Annotated in this window: 20 protein-coding genes; 15 read left to right on the top strand and 5 right to left on the bottom strand. The window is 65.2% G+C overall.

What is annotated here, in order from left to right; translation table 11 throughout:
- Positions 1-14 precede the first annotated feature (14 nt).
- On the bottom strand, positions 15-329 hold the full coding sequence (locus KB874_RS11070; RefSeq protein WP_428849242.1) for a hypothetical protein: 315 nt from the start codon (positions 327-329) through the stop codon (positions 15-17).
- Between the two features lie 287 nt (positions 330-616).
- Between KB874_RS11070 and KB874_RS11065 the strand changes: the two genes are divergently transcribed.
- The 13 genes from KB874_RS11065 to KB874_RS11005 all read left to right on the top strand — a co-directional run bounded on the left by KB874_RS11065 (position 617) and on the right by KB874_RS11005 (position 9124).
- A complete protein-coding gene (locus tag KB874_RS11065) occupies positions 617-1468 on the top strand; it encodes an HpcH/HpaI aldolase/citrate lyase family protein (RefSeq protein ID WP_212536644.1) in 852 nt (283 codons plus the stop codon).
- A gap of 4 nt (positions 1469-1472) precedes the next feature.
- The gene (locus KB874_RS11060; RefSeq protein WP_212536643.1) at positions 1473-2021 is read left to right on the top strand and encodes an NnrU family protein; all 549 of its coding nucleotides are present in this window, start codon (positions 1473-1475) and stop codon (positions 2019-2021) included.
- A gap of 4 nt (positions 2022-2025) precedes the next feature.
- Positions 2026-2229 carry a DUF1737 domain-containing protein gene (locus KB874_RS11055; protein ID WP_212536642.1) on the top strand — a complete coding sequence of 68 codons (204 nt, stop codon included), beginning with the start codon at positions 2026-2028 and terminating at the stop codon, positions 2227-2229.
- Positions 2230-2270: 41 nt separating this feature from the next.
- Complete coding sequence (locus KB874_RS11050) at positions 2271-3296, top strand: MaoC family dehydratase (RefSeq protein ID WP_212536641.1); 1026 nt, start codon at positions 2271-2273, stop codon at positions 3294-3296.
- A gap of 157 nt (positions 3297-3453) precedes the next feature.
- The gene (locus KB874_RS11045; protein ID WP_212536640.1) at positions 3454-3597 is read left to right on the top strand and encodes a hypothetical protein; all 144 of its coding nucleotides are present in this window, start codon (positions 3454-3456) and stop codon (positions 3595-3597) included.
- Between the two features lie 174 nt (positions 3598-3771).
- Positions 3772-4161, top strand: a complete 390-nt coding sequence (gene sdhC / locus KB874_RS11040) for a succinate dehydrogenase, cytochrome b556 subunit (RefSeq protein ID WP_212536639.1) — start codon at positions 3772-3774, stop codon at positions 4159-4161.
- A gap of 10 nt (positions 4162-4171) precedes the next feature.
- Entirely contained in the window at positions 4172-4543 is a 372-nt protein-coding gene (gene sdhD / locus KB874_RS11035) for a succinate dehydrogenase, hydrophobic membrane anchor protein (RefSeq protein ID WP_212536638.1), read from the top strand.
- A gap of 66 nt (positions 4544-4609) precedes the next feature.
- Entirely contained in the window at positions 4610-6412 is a 1803-nt protein-coding gene (gene sdhA, locus KB874_RS11030) for a succinate dehydrogenase flavoprotein subunit (RefSeq protein WP_212536637.1), read from the top strand.
- Positions 6412-6720: a hypothetical protein gene (locus KB874_RS11025; RefSeq protein WP_212536636.1), complete on the top strand. Its 309-nt coding sequence runs from the start codon at positions 6412-6414 to the stop codon at positions 6718-6720. Before sdhA ends, KB874_RS11025 begins: the two co-directional genes overlap by 1 nt.
- 10 nt (positions 6721-6730) lie before the next feature.
- Entirely contained in the window at positions 6731-7510 is a 780-nt protein-coding gene (locus tag KB874_RS11020; RefSeq protein ID WP_212536635.1) for a succinate dehydrogenase iron-sulfur subunit, read from the top strand.
- A 120-nt stretch (positions 7511-7630) separates the two neighbouring features.
- Positions 7631-7831 (top strand): hypothetical protein, encoded by a 201-nt coding sequence (locus KB874_RS11015; RefSeq protein WP_212536634.1) that lies wholly within the window; start codon positions 7631-7633, stop codon positions 7829-7831.
- 80 nt (positions 7832-7911) lie between these two features.
- Entirely contained in the window at positions 7912-8082 is a 171-nt protein-coding gene (locus KB874_RS11010; protein WP_212536633.1) for a hypothetical protein, read from the top strand.
- Between the two features lie 190 nt (positions 8083-8272).
- Complete coding sequence (locus KB874_RS11005; protein ID WP_212536632.1) at positions 8273-9124, top strand: urea carboxylase-associated family protein; 852 nt, start codon at positions 8273-8275, stop codon at positions 9122-9124.
- A gap of 14 nt (positions 9125-9138) precedes the next feature.
- On the opposite strand, the gene KB874_RS11000 is transcribed toward KB874_RS11005, so the two are convergent.
- The 4 genes from KB874_RS11000 to KB874_RS10985 all read right to left on the bottom strand — a co-directional run bounded on the left by KB874_RS11000 (position 9139) and on the right by KB874_RS10985 (position 13694).
- Positions 9139-10467 (bottom strand): serine hydroxymethyltransferase, encoded by a 1329-nt coding sequence (locus tag KB874_RS11000; protein WP_212536631.1) that lies wholly within the window; start codon positions 10465-10467, stop codon positions 9139-9141.
- 59 nt (positions 10468-10526) lie between these two features.
- Positions 10527-11231 carry a purine-nucleoside phosphorylase gene (gene deoD / locus KB874_RS10995; protein ID WP_212536630.1) on the bottom strand — a complete coding sequence of 235 codons (705 nt, stop codon included), beginning with the start codon at positions 11229-11231 and terminating at the stop codon, positions 10527-10529.
- A gap of 16 nt (positions 11232-11247) precedes the next feature.
- On the bottom strand, positions 11248-11556 hold the full coding sequence (locus tag KB874_RS10990) for an H-NS histone family protein (protein WP_212536629.1): 309 nt from the start codon (positions 11554-11556) through the stop codon (positions 11248-11250).
- A gap of 170 nt (positions 11557-11726) precedes the next feature.
- Positions 11727-13694, bottom strand: a complete 1968-nt coding sequence (locus KB874_RS10985; RefSeq protein ID WP_212536628.1) for a protein meaA — start codon at positions 13692-13694, stop codon at positions 11727-11729.
- Between the two features lie 194 nt (positions 13695-13888).
- Between KB874_RS10985 and KB874_RS10980 the strand changes: the two genes are divergently transcribed.
- Together KB874_RS10980 and ccrA are read left to right on the top strand one after the other, a co-directional pair.
- Positions 13889-15235 (top strand): 1-acyl-sn-glycerol-3-phosphate acyltransferase, encoded by a 1347-nt coding sequence (locus KB874_RS10980; RefSeq protein ID WP_212536627.1) that lies wholly within the window; start codon positions 13889-13891, stop codon positions 15233-15235.
- Between the two features lie 164 nt (positions 15236-15399).
- Entirely contained in the window at positions 15400-16686 is a 1287-nt protein-coding gene (ccrA, locus tag KB874_RS10975) for a crotonyl-CoA carboxylase/reductase (protein WP_212536626.1), read from the top strand.
- Positions 16687-16829: the final 143 nt, after the last annotated feature.

Here is a 16829-nt window from a genome sequence, read left to right as displayed (position 1 = left end):
GCGCGTCCCCGCTGTCAGGCATCCTCGCCCTTGGGCGGCAGGGTGTCGGCCAGTTCCTCGAACGCCTGGCCCGAGGCCATCAGGCAGGTCATCCCGTCGACCGTGGTCGCGGTGATCGTCCAGGTTCCGGTTTCGAGCGAGGCGAACACCTCGATCACCGCGTTGTTCGCGCCCAGCCCGATGCTCTGCCGCGATTCGCCGTACTTCGCCGCCAGCCGTTCGATCACCTGGTCGCGCGGGGCGCAGGCGCTTTGCGCCTGGACCAGAGAGGCGGCGCCCAGCATCGTGCCGGCCGCCAGAAGCATTGTCATCGCCTTCGTCTTGCTCATCGCATACCCTTTCGGCTGCGCGCCGGTCGGCTGCGGCTTTGCCGCACGGGCCGGCAGTTGAGTCCCCTCGTTTCCGGCCGCGCCCCTAATTCGCGGCCCTTTTGCATTCCGTGGGGTCAGCATCGAGGCAGATCCGCCAAGAAATGGTTAACGGCCCGCACGTTGCAGAGAATCCGCGACAAACGCGGCGGTGCAGTGCCTGTTTTCTGCGCTGCGGCACATTTGCGCTTGAACTTTCCGGCAAAAAACCGCACCCATCGCGCAAGAATATTTCGCTGGAGGTCTTCATGGACATGCGCGTGCGGCCCTATCGCTCGGTTCTCTACATCCCCGGCTCGAAAGAGCGGGCGCTGGAAAAGGCGCGCACGCTGCCCGTCGACGCCATCATCTTCGACCTCGAGGACGCGGTGGCACCGGCGGAAAAGGTTGCCGCGCGCGACACGCTGCGCGCCGCGCTGGCGCAGGGCTATGGCAAGCGCACCACGCTGGTGAGGATCAACGGGCTGGAGACCGAGTGGGGCGCAGACGACCTGGCGGCAGCGGCGCAGATGGACTGTGACGCGATCCTGCTGCCCAAGGTCGAGAGCACCGCGCAACTGGATGCCGCCGCCGCCGTCACCGACAAGCCCCTTTGGGCGATGATGGAGACGCCGCGCGCTATGCTGAACGCCGCCGCGATCGCCGCGCATCCGCGCCTTGCCGGCATGGTCATGGGCACCAACGATCTCGCCAAGGAGCTGCAAAGCCGCTTTCGCACCGACCGCCTGCCGATGCTGACGGGCATCGGCCTGTGCCTGCTGGCGGCCAAGGCCGAGGGTGTGGTGATCGTCGATGGCGTCTACAATGCCTTCAAGGATGATGATGGGCTGCGCGCCGAATGCGAACAGGGCCGCGACATGGGCATGGACGGCAAGACGCTGATCCATCCCGCTCAGGTCGATATCGCCAACGCGGCCTTTGCCCCGTCCGAGGTCGAGATCGACCTCGCCCGCCGCCAGATCGCGGCCTTCGAGGAGGCTGCGGCGCAAGGGCAGGGCGTGGCGGTTGTCGACGGCAAGATCGTGGAAAACCTGCACGTTGCCACGGCACGGGAAATACTGGCAAAAGCGGAGGCAATTGAAACCCTCGCAGCGGAGTGAACCCATGTTCGCCATCCTGATCGCCGGCATCGCCCTCTGGGTCGGTGCGCATTTCTTCAAGCGGCTCGCACCCGACATGCGCGCCAACATGGGCAATGCCGGCAAGGGCGTTGTCGCCGTCGGCATCCTTGCGGGCCTTGTCCTGATGATCTGGGGCTATCGCGGGGCCGAGTTCATCCATGTCTGGGCGCCTCCGACCTTCATGGTCCACATAAACAACCTGCTGATGCTGATCGCGGTCTTTCTCTACGGCATGTCGGCCACCACCGGTCGCCTGCGCGGCAAGATGCGCCACCCGCAGCTGACGGCGGTCAAGGTCTGGGCCGTGGCACACCTGCTGGTGAACGGCGACCTGGCCTCGATCCTGCTGTTCGGCTCGATGCTGGTCTGGGCGGGCGCCGAGGTGGCGATGATCAACCGCGCTGAGGAATGGAAGCGCCCCGCGCCCGGCGACAAGAAGAAGGATGTCCTTCTGGTCGTCATCACGCTGGTGGTGTTCGCAATCATGACCGCCATCCACGCCTGGCTGGGCGTCTGGCCGTTCCCGGGGTAATGCCATGAAACTCTATCGTTTCCTGACCGAGGACGATACCTCGGCCTTCTGCCACAAGGTGACTGCCGCGCTGAACGCCGGCTGGGCGCTGCATGGCGACCCGACCTATGCCTTCGATGCGGCCAACGGCGTGATGCGCTGCGGGCAGGCCGTGGTGAAGGAGGTCGAGGGCACCTATTCACCCGAGATCAAGCTGAGCGAGCACTAGCGTTCCGGTAGCAGGGCGGCAGTGCGACAAAGGAGAGTGCAATGAAGACCAATCCGGGTCGCTTTTTCGAGGATTACCGGCTGGGCCAGGTGATCGAACACGCGGTGCCCCGGACGGTCTCGGGCGGCGAGCGGGCGCTGTATCACGCGCTCTATCCCGCCCGCCACGCGCTCTGTTCCTCGGACCAGTTCGCGCAATCCTGCGGGCTGTCCGCCTCGCCCATCGACGATCTGGCGGCTTTCCATGTGGTCTTCGGCAAGACGGTGCCGGACATCTCGCTGAACGCCGTGGCGAACCTGGGCTATGCCGAGGGGCGCTTTCTGACGCCGGTCTTTCCGGGCGACACGCTGCGCTCCACCTCCGAGGTGATCGGGCTCAAGGAGAACTCGAACGGCAAGACCGGGGTGGTTTATGTCCGGTCGCGCGGCATCAACCAGCGCGACGAGGTCGTGATGGAGTATGTCCGCTGGGTCATGGTGCGCAAGCGCGACCTGTCGGCCGCCGCGCCCGAAACCGTGGTGCCGGATCTGAAACCGGCGCTGACGGTGGACGATCTGCATATTCCCGAGGGGCTGGATTTCACCAACTACGATTTCACCCTGGCCGGTGAGCCGCATCGCTGGGGCGACTATGCCATAAGCGAAACCATCGACCACGTGGACGGCGTCACGATCGAGGAAGCCGAGCACATGATGGCGACGCGGCTCTGGCAGAACACGGCCAAGGTGCATTTCGACCTGACCTTCCGCCCCGAGGGCCGGCTGATCTATGGCGGTCACGTGATCTCGTTGGCGCGCGCCCTGTCCTTCAACGGGCTGGCGAATGCGCAGATGATCGCAGGCATCAACGCGGGGGCCCATGCCAATCCCTGTTTCGCGGGCGACACGGTCAAGGCCTGGTCCGAGGTGCTGGACAAGGCGCAGACCGATGCGCCCGGCGTTGGCGCCATCCGCCTGCGGTTGGTGGCGACGAAGGGCGGCGCGCCCTTCGCGCTCAAGGGCGAGGATGGCCGCTACCTGCCGCATGTGCTGCTGGATCTCGATTACTGGGCGCTGATCCCGATGTGACCGCCGCCCCCGGCATGTTGCAAAGACGCTTCGTCCCGTCGGACCGGGCTGCTAGTCTGAGGTGACAGGGGGATTCGCAAGAAGGACCGGGGCTGCCATGCCGGATCGGAAATTGCCCGCACGTAGTGCGGACGTCGTTGCGCTCCCCGAAGGGGCCGTGCCGGACATGATGCGCACCATGCTGCGCCAGCGCCGATTGACCGCCTTGATGCAGTCGATCCATGCTGACATGCGATCCGAAGAGCCCTCGATCCGGATGGCGGCGCGACTCGCCCTCGACCGGATGGGGTTCATCGACTAAGGTCCGCCGGGCTGGGCACGGATTTTTGTGATCACACTTTTCGGCGCGTGATCACAAATCGGCACTTTCCTCGCAGATTGCGCCAAAAAACCGCGCCCCTGCGCGGCCTTGACCCGTGACATGCGGCACAAAACCGTTACAACCCGGCTCAAGGGAACCGAAAGGACATCGCCAATGGCCGACGTGAACCGGGGCAAGCGCCCGCTCTCTCCTTTTATGATCGGGCCGTATTACCGCCCGCAGTTGAACTCGATCACCTCGATCCTTACCCGGATCACGGGCAACGCCCTGCTGATCGGGTCGCTGATGATCGTCTGGTGGCTTCTGGCCGCCGCGACCTCCGAGGCCTACTTCGCGGTCGCAAACGCCGTTCTTACCTCGTGGTTCGGCGACCTGGTGATGTTCGGCTCGGTCTGGGCGCTGTGGTATCACACGCTGGCCGGAGTCCGGCACATGATCTGGGACGAGGGCAAGATGCTCGACGTCGAAAGCGCCGACATGCTCAGCTGGGCCATCGTCATCGGCTCGGTCATCCTGACCATCTTCACCGCAATCTTTGTCTGAGGGGGCCGACATGGCGTATCTGACCGACCGCAAGCGGGCCGTGGGCTGGGGCGCGTCCAAGACCGGGACGCAACATCACTGGTCGATGAAGAAAAGCAGCGTCGCGCTGCTGATCCTGGTGCCGCTGTTCGTCTTCACCTTCGGCAACGCTCTGGGCGGCACCTATGAAGAGGTGCTGGCCTATTACAGCCGTCCGTTCCCGGCCATCGTCGCCGCACTGACCATCGCCGTGGGCTTCAAGCACTTCAACGACGGTGTGCAGGTTCTGATCGAGGACTATGTGCATGGTCCGATGGAAAAGGTGCTGATCCTGGCGATGACCTGCGTCAGCTATGGCGCGGCGGGCGTGGGCCTGTTCGCCATCGCGCGCCTCGCGCTCTGATCCAGAAAACGACACGCGCCGCAGCGCGCGCCTTGCGCCGCGCGGCCCCGAATATCGAGACGAGACATGGCTGCATACGAATACGAAACGCATGATTACGACGTCGTGGTGGTCGGTGCCGGGGGTGCCGGTCTGCGCGCGACGCTGGGCATGGCCGAGCAGGGGCTGCGCACGGCTTGCGTGACCAAGGTCTTCCCGACCCGTTCGCACACCGTGGCCGCACAGGGCGGCATCGCCGCGTCGCTCGGCAACATGGGCCCGGACAGCTGGCAGTGGCACATGTATGACACAGTCAAGGGGTCCGACTGGCTGGGCGATACCGATGCGATGGAGTACCTCGCCCGCGAGGCGCCCAAGGCGGTTTACGAGCTGGAACACTATGGCGTGCCGTTCAGCCGCACCGAACAGGGCAAGATCTACCAGCGTCCCTTCGGCGGCCACACGACCGAGTTCGGCGAGGGCCCGCCGGTTCAGCGCACCTGTGCCGCCGCAGACCGCACCGGCCACGCCATCCTGCACACGCTGTATGGCCAGAGCCTCAAGAACAACGCCGAGTTCTACATCGAGTATTTCGCCATCGACCTGCTGATGGAAGACGGCCAGTGCAAGGGCGTGCTCTGCTGGAAGCTGGATGACGGCACCTTCCACGTCTTCAACGCGAAGATGACCGTGCTGGCCACGGGCGGCTATGGCCGTGCTTATTTCTCCGCCACGAGCGCCCACACCTGCACCGGTGACGGCGGCGGCATGGTGGCCCGCGCGGGCCTCGCGCTTCAGGACATGGAATTCGTGCAGTTCCACCCGACCGGCATCTACGGCTCGGGCTGCCTGATTACCGAAGGCGCGCGGGGCGAGGGCGGTTATCTGACCAACTCCGAAGGCGAGCGGTTCATGGAGCGCTATGCGCCCAACTACAAGGACCTCGCGCCGCGCGACTATGTCAGCCGCTGCATGACGATGGAGATCCGCGAAGGCCGCGGCGTGGGCGAGGGCAAGGATCACATCCACCTGAACCTCAGCCACCTGCCGAAAGAGGCACTGGCGGAACGCCTGCCGGGCATCTCGGAATCGGCCAAGATCTTTGCCGGCGTCGACGTGACCAAGGAACCGATCCCCGTCCTGCCGACCGTGCACTACAACATGGGCGGCATCCCGACGAACTACTGGGGCGAGGTTCTGAACCCGACCAAGGATGACCCCAACGCCATCGTGCCTGGCCTGATGGCCGTGGGAGAGGCGGGATGCGCCTCGGTGCACGGGGCGAACCGGCTGGGCTCCAACTCGTTGATCGACCTCGTCGTGTTCGGCCGCGCTGCAGCGATCCGTGCCGGTCAGATCGTGGATGCGGGAACTGCCGTGCCGGTCGCGCCGCAATCCGAGATCGACAAGGCCTTCGACCGGTTCGACGGCCTGCGCCACGCCGACGGCGCCATGCCGACCGCCGAGTTGCGGCTGGAGATGCAGAAGACCATGCAGGCCGACGCAGCCGTGTTCCGTACCGACAAGACGCTGGCTGAAGGCGTCGAGAAGATGACAACCATCGCCGGCAAGATGGGCGACATCAATGTCACCGACCGCAGCCTCGTCTGGAACTCGGACCTGATGGAAACGCTCGAGCTGACCAACCTGATGCCGAACGCGTTGGCCACCATCGTCGCCGCCGAGGCGCGCAAGGAAAGCCGCGGCGCGCATGCGACCGAGGATCACACGACGCGCAACGACGACAAGTGGCGTGTCCACTCCGTCGCGCGCGTCGATGGGCCGACCGTCGCCCTGTCGTTCCGACCTGTGATCACCGATCCGCTGACGACCGAAGAGGAAGGCGGTATCTCGCTCAAGCGGATCGCGCCCAAGGCGCGGACGTTCTGATGCGTGTCGGCCTCGCCCTTATGCTGTTGCTTGCAGCCTGCACCCCGCAGGCGCAGGACCAACTGGCGCGCGAGGCTGCCCGCTCTGCGATCACTCCGATCGTCGCGCAGCGTTTCCCGGGCATCCCCGTGCAACCGGCGATCGACTGCATCATCGACAATGCCAGCGCGCCGCAGATCAGCGCGCTGGCCGCCGACAGCGTCCTTGGCCCGAACGAGAACACGGCGCGGATCGTGTCCGACATCGTCTCGCAACCCGGGACACTCACCTGCCTGGGCACGCAAGGCCTGCCCGCATTGCTTCGATAAGGAGAGAGAGATGGTTCAATTCACTCTGCCGAAGAACTCCACCATACGCACGGGCAAGACCTGGCCCAAGCCGGCGGATGCCAAGAACGTCCGAAAGTTCCAGATCTACCGCTGGAACCCGGATGACGGTCAGAATCCCCGCGTCGACACCTATTTCATCGATATGGACAAGTGCGGTCCGATGGTCCTGGACGCGCTGATCAAGATCAAGACCGAGATCGACCCCACGCTGACCTTCCGCCGGTCCTGCCGCGAAGGCATCTGCGGCTCCTGCGCGATGAACATCGACGGGATCAACACGCTGGCCTGCATCTACGGTCTCGACGAGATCAAGGGCGACGTGAAGATCTACCCGCTGCCGCATATGCCGGTCATCAAGGACCTGATCCCGGACCTGACCCATTTCTACGCCCAGCACGCCAGCATCATGCCCTGGCTGGAAACCAAGACGAACCGTCCTGCGAAGGAGTGGAAGCAGTCGATCGAGGACCGCAAGAAGCTGGATGGGCTCTATGAATGCGTGATGTGCGCGTCGTGCAGCACGTCCTGCCCGTCCTACTGGTGGAACGGCGACCGCTATCTCGGCCCGGCGGCGCTGCTGCATGCCTATCGCTGGATCATCGATTCGCGCGACGAGGCGACGGGCGAGCGGCTGGATCAGCTCGAGGATCCGTTCAAGCTGTATCGCTGCCACACGATCATGAACTGCGCCAAGACCTGCCCCAAGGGTCTGAACCCGGCCAAGGCCATCGCCGAGATCAAGAAGATGATGGTCGAACGGGTGGTCTGAACCGCCTCGCGATGCTGGATCGAGGCCGGGCCATGCGCCCGGCCTTGCCGTTTCCGGTTGGCCGTGGGGCGCGGCCGCCGGGGGATTGGTTGTGTCCCGCGCAGGGGATAGGGTGCCGCCATGCATATCCTCCTGGGTCTCATCCTTGCCTTCGTGCTGATCGCGGTCTTTGCCAACCGACGGACCCGCTCCTGCCGGTGGCGCGAGTTTCCGCAAGGCGATGTCAGCCGCTGGCGCTGCATCCAGTGCGGCGCCGAAACCACCGGGCCGAAGGGAAGAAAGCCGGAATCGTGTCACCGCGACGGCATCCTGGACGACTAGAAGGCTGGATTGGATCGCGCATGTCCCGGCTTGATCGACCCGGTGAAATGTACTGTCTGGGTTGTCCCGAATGTCTGCACATGGCCACTGTCGAGGCGGCAGATATCCCCGCGCTCTGGGGCAACGGCGCCGTCCAAGGTTGCTGTGGTCCGGCTTACGGGCTGGTGATCCGCAACGGCGACGTCTATAGAGTGCCCAACGCCTCGATTGGCTTCAACGGCTTGCCGCCGCTGGACGCCGTGCTTCGTTGACAGGAGGCCTTGCGCCGAACCGGGTCCGCGCCTTTGGGAGGAGGGGTGAGGCCTGACAGCCGGGACCAGCGGTCCGTGGCAGTGGGTGGCGCACCTGAAAGGGTGCGCCATCGGCTTTTTCAGGCAGCCGCTTCGTTCCTCTGGACATGCTCGCACGACCGGAGTCACGCTGCGCCCAAAGGAGCCGCCCATGACCCAACCCGCCGACGCCGCCGCCCGACGCGCCATCGCCCCCGTGATCTGCTATCCCAACGACACGCTGCCGAAACCCGATCTGGCGCTCTATCGCCGGGCGTTGGACGGGGTGCAGGTGACCTCGGTGGTGGTGGCGGCACCGCGCGAGGCCTGCGCCTTTCGCGTGCCTGCGGGATCGTTCTTTCGCATCGTCAGCGTCGAGGGGCCGCAGGTGGGCGACCTGAACCTGTGGAACGCGAACGATCTGTCCGAACGCTTTTACTCCGGCAAGACGCGCGCCCTGCACGGAACCCACCTGACCACCGGAGAGCGGATGTGGAGCAATTTTCCGTTCCTGCGGCCCATGGCGACCATCGTCGAGGACACGCTCGACTGGTATGGCTTCGACGTCTACGGCGGCTCGGTACATGACGTGATCGGCACGCGCTGCGATCCCTATACCGGCAACCTGCTGGCGGGCACGCAGTATCACCATTGCTGCCATTCCAACCTGACCCGCGCGCTGGCGGATGCGACGGGCCTGCCGCTGGCGCAGGCCGAGGCGCAGGTGCATGACGTGCTGAACGTGTTCATGTGCACGGGGTTCACCCGCGATACCGGCCAGTATTTCATGAAGGCAAGCCCTGTGCGCCCGGGCGATCATCTGACCTTCTTCGCCGAGATCGATCTGCTGGGGGCGCTCAGCGCCTGTCCCGGCGGCGATTGCGGATCGGCGCACAGTTCGGATGCGGCGCGCTGCCATCCGCTGCGGGTCGAGATCCTGACGCCACAACAAAGGGCCCTGGACGGTTGGTCCAGTCCGCCGGTCAATGCCTATGACCGCAGCCACGGGGTGACGGCCGGGTAAACCCCGCCCGACGCTCAGGCGTGGACGAAATGCACGCGGTCAAAGCGGCGCCGCCAGGTTGCGACCTCGTCCGCCAGCGCCTCGGGATCGTTGCGGCGCAGCGCATCGGCCAGAAGGGCCGCAAGGCGCGGCATGTCGCCGACCGTCATGCCCCAGCGCACGATCTCGGGTGTGCCCAGCCGCAGGCCGTTCAGGTCGCCCGGAACCGGATCCAGCGGCAGGCCTATTCCGCAGGCCAGGAACCCGGCCCGGCGCAGACGCTGCGACGCCGCCTGGCCGCCGCCGAGCGAGGACGCCTCCAGCGCGAACTGGTGCGAGGCGGTATGGCCCCGGTGCGCGCCGAACACCGTCAGCCCCTCCGCCTCCAGTGCCTGTGCCAGAGCCTGCGCGGTCTCGACCATCGCCGTCGCATAGGCCGGGCCATGATCGCGCCAGTCCAGCAGCGTGACCGCCAGCGCCGCGCTTTTCGCCGCGTCGAAATTCGCCGTCATGCCGGGATAGGCGATGGCCTCCAGCCGTTCGGCCAGATCAGCCTCGTTGGTGACGATCAGGCCCGCAGGCGGGCCGCCGAGGGACTTGTAGGTGCTCATCGTCATCAGATGCGCGCCCTGCGCCAGCGGATTGGGCCAGGCACCCCCGGCGATCATCCCGCATTGATGCGCCGCGTCGAACAGCACGCGGGCGCCAACATGGTCGGCGATCTCGCGGATCCTCGTCACGTCATGCGGCCAGAGGTTCAGCGACCCGCCCACGGTGATGACCTTGGGGAACAGATCCTCGGCAAGGTCCGCCAGCCCCGACAGGTCCAGTGTGTAGCCATCCGCATCCACCGGCGCCTCGACCACCCGAAGGCCGTAAAGCCCCGCACAGCCCGCCAGGTGATGCGTCACATGGCCGCCAATCGTCGCGGGCGGGGCGATGATCGTGTCGCCGGGCCGGGTCAGCGCCATGAAGGCATAAAGGTTCGCCATCGCGCCAGAGGCGACGCGGATCTCGGCAAAGCGCGCGTGGAACACCTCGGCGGCCAGTTCGGCGGCAATGACCTCGACCTCTTCGATGGCCTCGAGCCCGGTCTCATACTTGTCGCCCGGATAGCCCAGCGACGGCCGCACGCCCATGCCCGAGGACAGCAGCGCCTCGGCCCGCGGGTTCATCACGTTGGTCGCCGGGTTCAGGTTGAAACAGTCGCGTTCATGGATCTCACGCGAGCGGGTGGCCAGCGCCTCGATCCGGTCCGTCAGGCTGGCGGCATCCGTGTCGGGCACGCGCGCCGCGTGGCGGTCTGTCACCGTCTGCACGGCCGGAGACAGCCAAGGGCGTTGGGCGAGGGCGGGCTTGGTCATGGTGGCACTCCGTCAGGGGTGCCGCCAGTCAAGCGCGCCCGTCGCCGGGGTGCAAGGGATCAGGCGAAGGCCGCGGTCAGCGCGATCTCGACCATGTCGCCAAAACTGCTCTCGCGATCGGCCGAGGGCAGCGCCTCATGCGTCAGCAGGTGATCCGAGACGGTCAGCACCGCCAGCGCGCGGACACCATACCGCGCGGCGAGGTTGTACAGTTCGGCCGCTTCCATCTCGACGCCGAGGATGCCGTGACGGATCATCATCTCGTTCAGGTCGGGCCGTTCGTCATAGAACACGTCCGATGAATAGATGCCGCCCACATGGACGGAAACGCCCCGCGCCTGTGCCGCATCGGCAGCGGCGCGCAGCAAGCCGTAATTGGCACAGGGTGCGAAATTCAATTCGCGGAAGATTCCACGCGACGGGGTCGATAGGCTCGAGGCCGTCATCGCCAGGATCACGTCGCGGATCGCAACGTGTTCCTGCATCGCCCCGCAAGAGCCGATCCGGATCAGCGTTTTCACGCCATAGTCCCGGATCAGTTCATTGGCATAGATCGACAGGCTTGGCATTCCCATGCCGCTGCCGTGAATGGTGACGGGATGCCCTTTCCACGTGCCGGTGAAACCAAGCATGCCGCGCACGCGATTGACGCATTGCGCGTTGTCGAGAAAGGTCTTTGCCGCCCATTCCGCGCGCAGCGGATCGCCGGGCATCAGGACGGTCTCGGCGATATCGCCTGGTGCGGCGCCAATATGGATCGTCATGCGCTTGCGCCCCGGGTCAGAGCGCGAGATCGTCCAGCGACTTGCCGGCGGCCATCGCGTCCTTGACCCAGTTGGGCTGGCGGCCACGACCGGTCCAGGTCTGCGACGGATCCGCGGGATTGGCAAAGCGCGGCGCACCCTTGGAGCCCTTGGTTCCGGCGCCGATCACCTCGTCGAGTGTAAAGCCGTATTCTTTTGCGGCCAATTCCGCGGCCCTTTTCGCTGCGGCGCGGCGACGGGCATCGACGGATTTCAGGGCTTTTTGTGCGTCGTTGACGAGTTGTTTCAGTTCGTCGCGCGACAGGCTTTCGAGATCGATGGTCATGGTCTTTCCTCGTGTTTTCGCCGGAATTTCATTTCTGGTCATTCTAACACAAGACACTAATTCGTGTCAGGTCCACCTTTCGTAGCGGAAATGACAGAATTTTCGCAAAAAAGAAAACCGCCGGCGGAAATCCGCAGGCGGTTTTGAAGCGTTTCCGTATCAAAATGACGCTATTCCGCAGCACAGGCCTTGGGGTCGGCGAGGGTCACGATATCGCGCATGATGGCATTGAGTTCGAAATCCTTGGGCGTATAGACCCGGGCAACACCCATCGCCAGAAGGCGTTTTGCGTCGTCGTCGGGGATGATCCCGCCCACGACCACGGGCACATGACCCAGCCCCGCCTCGCGCATCCGCGTCATCAGGTCCTCGACGAGGGGGATGTGGCTGCCCGACAGGATCGACAGGCCGACCACGTGGGCGCCGTTCTGCGCCGCCTCGACGATCTGTTCCGGGGTCAGGCGAATACCTTCGTAGTCGATGTCCATGCCGCAATCGCGGGCGCGAAAGGCGATCTGCTCTGCACCGTTGGAATGGCCGTCGAGTCCCGGCTTGCCGACCAGAAAGCGCAGGCGGCGGCCCAGCCTGTCGCTGACCGTGTCGACGGCGGCGCGGATGTCATCCAGCCCCTCGGTCTTGTTGCTGATGGATTTCGATACGCCGGTGGGGGCGCGGTATTCGCCATGGATCGCGCGCATCTCGCCGGCCCATTCGCCGGTGGTCACGCCGGCCTTGGCGCAGACGATCGAGGCGGGCATCACGTTGCGCCCCTCTTTCGCGGCGGCGCGCAGGTCGGCCAGGGCGGCCTTGACCGTGGCCTCGTCGCGCTCGGCGCGCCAGGCCTTCAGGCGCGAGACCTGTTCCTGTTCGACACCCGGATCGACGACCATGATCCCGCCATCCTCGCCCATCAGCGGCGAGGGCTCGCTTTCGGTCCAGCGGTTCACGCCGACGACGACGGTTTCTTGCCGCTCGATCCGGTTCACGCGTTCGGCATTCGATTCGACCAGACGGCCTTTCATGTAGTCAATCGCGCCGATCGCGCCGCCCATGCCGTCGAGCGTCGCCAACTCGGCGCGTGCACCCGCTTTCAACGCCTCGACCTTGCGATCCACCGCCGGGTTGCCGTCGAACAGGTCGTCGAATTCCAGCAGGTCGGTTTCATAGGCCAGGATCTGCTGCATCCGCATCGACCATTGCTGGTCCCAAGGGCGGGGCAAGCCCAGCGCCTCGTTCCAGGCGGGCAGCTGCACGGCGCGGGCGCGGGCCTTTTTCGACAGGGTCACGGCCAGCATCTCGATCAGGATACGGTATACGTTGTTCTCGGGCTGCTGCTCGGTCAGACCGAGGCTGTTCACCTGCACGCCATAGCGGAAGCGGCGGAATTTCGAATCCTCGACGCCATAGCGGTCGCGCAGGATCTCGTCCCAGAGGTCGACAAAGGCGCGCATCTTGCACATCTCGGTAACGAAGCGGATGCCCGCGTTCACGAAGAAGCTGATCCGCCCGCAGAGCGCCGGGAAATCGGCGGGGTCGACGCGGGGTTTGAGCTCGTCCAGCACCGCGCAGGCGGTGGACAGCGCAAAGGCCAGTTCCTGTTCCGGCGTCGCGCCCGCCTCTTGCAGGTGATAGGAACACACGTTCATAGGGTTCCATTTCGGCACGTGGCGATAGCAGTATTCAGCCACGTCGCCGATCATCTTCAGCGAGGGTTGCGGCGGGCAGATATAGGTGCCGCGAGACAGATATTCCTTGATCAGGTCGTTCTGCACCGTGCCCTGCAACTGCGCGATGTCTGCGCCCTGTTCCTCGGCCACCGCGATATAGAGTGCCAGCAGCCACGGTGCTGTGGCGTTGATCGTCATCGAGGTGTTCATCTGGTCCAGCGGGATCTGGTCGAATAGCGAGCGCATGTCGCCCAGATGGCAGACCGGCACCCCAACCTTGCCGACCTCGCCGCGCGCCAGGATGTGATCGCTGTCGTAACCGGTCTGCGTTGGCAGGTCGAAGGCCACCGAAAGGCCCGTCTGCCCCTTTGCAAGGTTCCCGCGATAGAGCGCGTTGGACGCCGCGGCAGTCGAATGCCCGGCATAAGTGCGGATCAGCCAGGGCTTGTCGCGGGTCTGGGGTTCGCTCATTCGGGCCTCCGTCGGCTGTGGCGCTTTGGCAATCTTGTTGCGTCGGGGATGGTTTTGGAGAAATAAAGTGTCTCTGTCAATCCGCCGCGTTGCGGCAGAGCAGGTGCAGCATAGCCCGCTCGCCCGTCACTGTCCCGTGCCAAGGCGACGCGGGCGCTGGACGCAGCGCCGCTTCGCTGGCACGGTCTGCGACAATGACGACACCGGTAACGCTTCCGCTCTGGCTTTTCCTGCTGATCCTGCTGTTTGCGGCGGTCACCTTCGCATCACATTTCCTGTTCCCATCAGTGCGCTGGTTCCTGCGCCGCCGGATGGAGCGCGCGGTGTCGCGCCTGAACGAACGCCTCGTCCACCCGATCGAGCCCTTCCGCCTGCTGCGCCGTTACGACCTGATCCAGCGTCTGATCTACGACCCCGAGGTGACGCGCGCCATCGTCGACCATGCCCGCGAGACCGGCGTGCGAGAGGACGTCGCCTTTCAGCGGGCCCGGCGTTATGCGCGCGAGATCGTGCCCTCCTTCTCGGCCTATGCCTATTTCTCCTGGGGGGTCTGGGCCTCTCGGAAACTGTCGAACGCCCTCTATCGCGTGCGGCTGGGCCATCACTCGGCCGACCTCGAAGGGATCGACAAGACGGCGACCGTTGTCTTTGTCATGAACCATCGCTCGAACATGGATTACGTGCTGGTCACGCACCTGGCTGCCGATCGCTCGGCGCTGAGCTATGCGGTCGGGGAATGGGCGCATGTCTGGCCGCTGTCGCGGCTTATCCGGTCGATGGGGGCCTACTTCATCCGCCGCCGCTATGGTGGGAGTCTCTATCGCCGGGTGCTGCGCCGCTACGTGCAGATGGCCACCAGCGGCGGCGTCACGCAGGCGATCTTTCCCGAGGGCAGGCTCAGCCTTGACGGGGCGCTGGCGCCGGCGAAACTCGGCCTGCTCAGCTACATGACAGAGGCTTTCGACCCGTCGGTGCGCGACGTTGTCTTTGTCCCCGTGGCGATCAACTATGACCGCGTGCTCGAGGACAGCGTGCTGGTGGCGGCGGGGCAATCGGGTGGGCGACGGTTCGACGCGCGCATCAGCCATGTCATGGCGGCGGTCCTTCGGCAGGCCTGGCTGCGCGTGACGGGCCGGTTCCATCGCTTTGGCTATGCCGCGGTCAGCTTTGGCAAACCGCTGTCGTTGCGCGAACATCCTCGCCTGGTCGAAGATCCCGAGTCGCTGGCCGACGCGCTGATGGCGCGGATCGCGGTTGTCGTGCCGGTGCTGCCGGTGCCACTGGTCGCCTGGCTGCTGGTGCAGGGCGACGGCGCGCAGGACCGCGCAACGCTGGAACGCGGCTTTTCCGCCGCGCTTGACCGACTGGACGGCGCCCATGTGCACCTGGCCCGCAACAGCCGCGACTACTCGGTCGAGGTCGGCCTGCGCACGCTGACCGAACGCGGGCTGGTGACCGAGGGGCCGGATGGCTTTGCCATCGCGCCGAACCACGAGGCGCTGGTCGGCTATTACGCGAACTCGATCCGCCATCTTCTGTGACTTTGCGGCCGCAGCGAGGGTTTCTGCGGGCGCTCGGTTATAAAATTTCAAAACACTGCGCAATCCGGTTGCAATGTTACCGAAAGCCGCGTAATTCGAGGGTCAGACCCGCCGATGCTGCGATGCAGAGCGGGAATCGTGACCCTCAAGATGCGGAGGCCATCATGGCACTGGACCAGCAGACGGGCATCGCCCAATACGACGCGCCGGAGAAAGACCTCTACGAAATCGGCGAGATGCCGCCCCTCGGCTACGTGCCGAAGAAGATGTATGCTTGGGCAATCCGCCGCGAGCGTCATGGCGAGCCCGAGACCTCGTTCCAGGTCGAGGTGGTCGACACCTGGGAGATCGACAGCCACGAGGTGCTGGTCCTCGTGATGGCGGCAGGCGTCAACTACAACGGCGTCTGGGCGGGTCTGGGCAAGCCGATCAGCCCCTTCGACGGTCATGGGGCGCCCTATCATATTGCCGGGTCCGACGCTTCCGGGATCGTCTGGAAGGTGGGTGACAAGGTCAAGCGCTGGAAGGTCGGCGACGAGGTCGTCATCCACTGCAACCAGGACGATGGCGACGACGAGGAATGCAACGGCGGCGACCCGATGTTCTCGCCCACCCAGCGGATCTGGGGCTACGAGACGCCGGACGGCTCCTTTGCGCAGTTCACCCGCGTGCAGGCGCAGCAGCTGATGCCGCGCCCCAAGCACCTGACCTGGGAAGAGGCCGCGTGCTACACGCTGACGCTGGCCACCGCCTACCGGATGCTGTTCGGCCACCACCCGCACGAACTCAAGCCCGGCCAGAACGTGCTGGTCTGGGGCGCCTCGGGCGGCCTCGGCTCCTACGCGATCCAGCTGGCCAATACAGCCGGCGCCAACGCGATCGGCGTCATCTCGGATGAGAGCAAGCGCCAGTTCGTGCTGGACCAGGGCGCCAAGGGCGTCATCAACCGCAAGGACTTCAACTGCTGGGGGCAGATGCCAACGGTTAACAGCCCCGAGTATAACGAATGGCTGAAAGAGGCCCGCAAGTTCGGCAAGGCGATCTGGGACATCACCGGCAAGGGCGTCAGCGTCGACATGGTGTTCGAGCATCCCGGCGAGGCAACCTTTCCGGTCTCGACCCTGGTGGTCAAGAAGGGCGGGATCGTCGTGATCTGCGCCGGCACCAGCGGCTTCAACTGCACCTTCGACGTCCGTTACATGTGGATGCACCAGAAGCGTCTCCAGGGGTCGCACTTCGCCAACCTGAAGCAGGCGGCCTCGGCCAACCGGCTGATGATCGAGCGTCGTCTCGACCCCTGCATGTCCGAGGTCTTTCCCTGGGCCGAGATCCCGGCCGCACATACCAAGATGCTGCGCAACGAACACAAGCCCGGCAACATGGCCGTGCTGGTGCAGGCGCCGCGCACCGGCCTGCGGACCTTCGAGGACGCGCTCGAGGCCCGCGGCTGATCCCTGCGGCCCGCCCGGACCGACTTCCTTCCGACGCCCGCGAATCGGCCTGCCGCCGTCGCGGGCGTCGTCACGTCAGCCCCGTACCGTTGCGCAACGGGGGGTTGCAAAATCTGCCCTCGCTATTTCTGGGGAGTTAAAAC

The organism is Thetidibacter halocola, from assembly GCF_018224955.1.
Lineage (GTDB): Bacteria > Pseudomonadota > Alphaproteobacteria > Rhodobacterales > Rhodobacteraceae > Thetidibacter > Thetidibacter halocola.
This window is presented reverse-complemented; position numbering and strand designations above follow the sequence as displayed.

Excerpts from the sequence above, each read along its gene's own strand:
- KB874_RS11070 (WP_428849242.1), bottom strand. The coding sequence starts at position 329 with ATGAGCAAGACGAAGGCGATGACAATGCTTCTGGCGGCCGGCACGATG.
- KB874_RS11065 (WP_212536644.1), top strand. The coding sequence starts at position 617 with ATGGACATGCGCGTGCGGCCCTATCGCTCGGTTCTCTACATCCCCGGC.
- KB874_RS11060 (WP_212536643.1), top strand. The coding sequence starts at position 1,473 with ATGTTCGCCATCCTGATCGCCGGCATCGCCCTCTGGGTCGGTGCGCAT.
- KB874_RS11055 (WP_212536642.1), top strand. The coding sequence starts at position 2,026 with ATGAAACTCTATCGTTTCCTGACCGAGGACGATACCTCGGCCTTCTGC.
- KB874_RS11050 (WP_212536641.1), top strand. The coding sequence starts at position 2,271 with ATGAAGACCAATCCGGGTCGCTTTTTCGAGGATTACCGGCTGGGCCAG.
- sdhC (WP_212536639.1), top strand. The coding sequence starts at position 3,772 with ATGGCCGACGTGAACCGGGGCAAGCGCCCGCTCTCTCCTTTTATGATC.
- sdhD (WP_212536638.1), top strand. The coding sequence starts at position 4,172 with ATGGCGTATCTGACCGACCGCAAGCGGGCCGTGGGCTGGGGCGCGTCC.
- sdhA (WP_212536637.1), top strand. The coding sequence starts at position 4,610 with ATGGCTGCATACGAATACGAAACGCATGATTACGACGTCGTGGTGGTC.
- KB874_RS11025 (WP_212536636.1), top strand. The coding sequence starts at position 6,412 with ATGCGTGTCGGCCTCGCCCTTATGCTGTTGCTTGCAGCCTGCACCCCG.
- KB874_RS11020 (WP_212536635.1), top strand. The coding sequence starts at position 6,731 with ATGGTTCAATTCACTCTGCCGAAGAACTCCACCATACGCACGGGCAAG.
- KB874_RS11015 (WP_212536634.1), top strand. The coding sequence starts at position 7,631 with ATGCATATCCTCCTGGGTCTCATCCTTGCCTTCGTGCTGATCGCGGTC.
- KB874_RS11010 (WP_212536633.1), top strand. The coding sequence starts at position 7,912 with ATGGCCACTGTCGAGGCGGCAGATATCCCCGCGCTCTGGGGCAACGGC.
- KB874_RS11005 (WP_212536632.1), top strand. The coding sequence starts at position 8,273 with ATGACCCAACCCGCCGACGCCGCCGCCCGACGCGCCATCGCCCCCGTG.
- KB874_RS11000 (WP_212536631.1), bottom strand. The coding sequence starts at position 10,467 with ATGACCAAGCCCGCCCTCGCCCAACGCCCTTGGCTGTCTCCGGCCGTG.
- deoD (WP_212536630.1), bottom strand. The coding sequence starts at position 11,231 with ATGACGATCCATATTGGCGCCGCACCAGGCGATATCGCCGAGACCGTC.
- KB874_RS10990 (WP_212536629.1), bottom strand. The coding sequence starts at position 11,556 with ATGACCATCGATCTCGAAAGCCTGTCGCGCGACGAACTGAAACAACTC.
- KB874_RS10985 (WP_212536628.1), bottom strand. The coding sequence starts at position 13,694 with ATGAGCGAACCCCAGACCCGCGACAAGCCCTGGCTGATCCGCACTTAT.
- KB874_RS10980 (WP_212536627.1), top strand. The coding sequence starts at position 13,889 with ATGACGACACCGGTAACGCTTCCGCTCTGGCTTTTCCTGCTGATCCTG.
- ccrA (WP_212536626.1), top strand. The coding sequence starts at position 15,400 with ATGGCACTGGACCAGCAGACGGGCATCGCCCAATACGACGCGCCGGAG.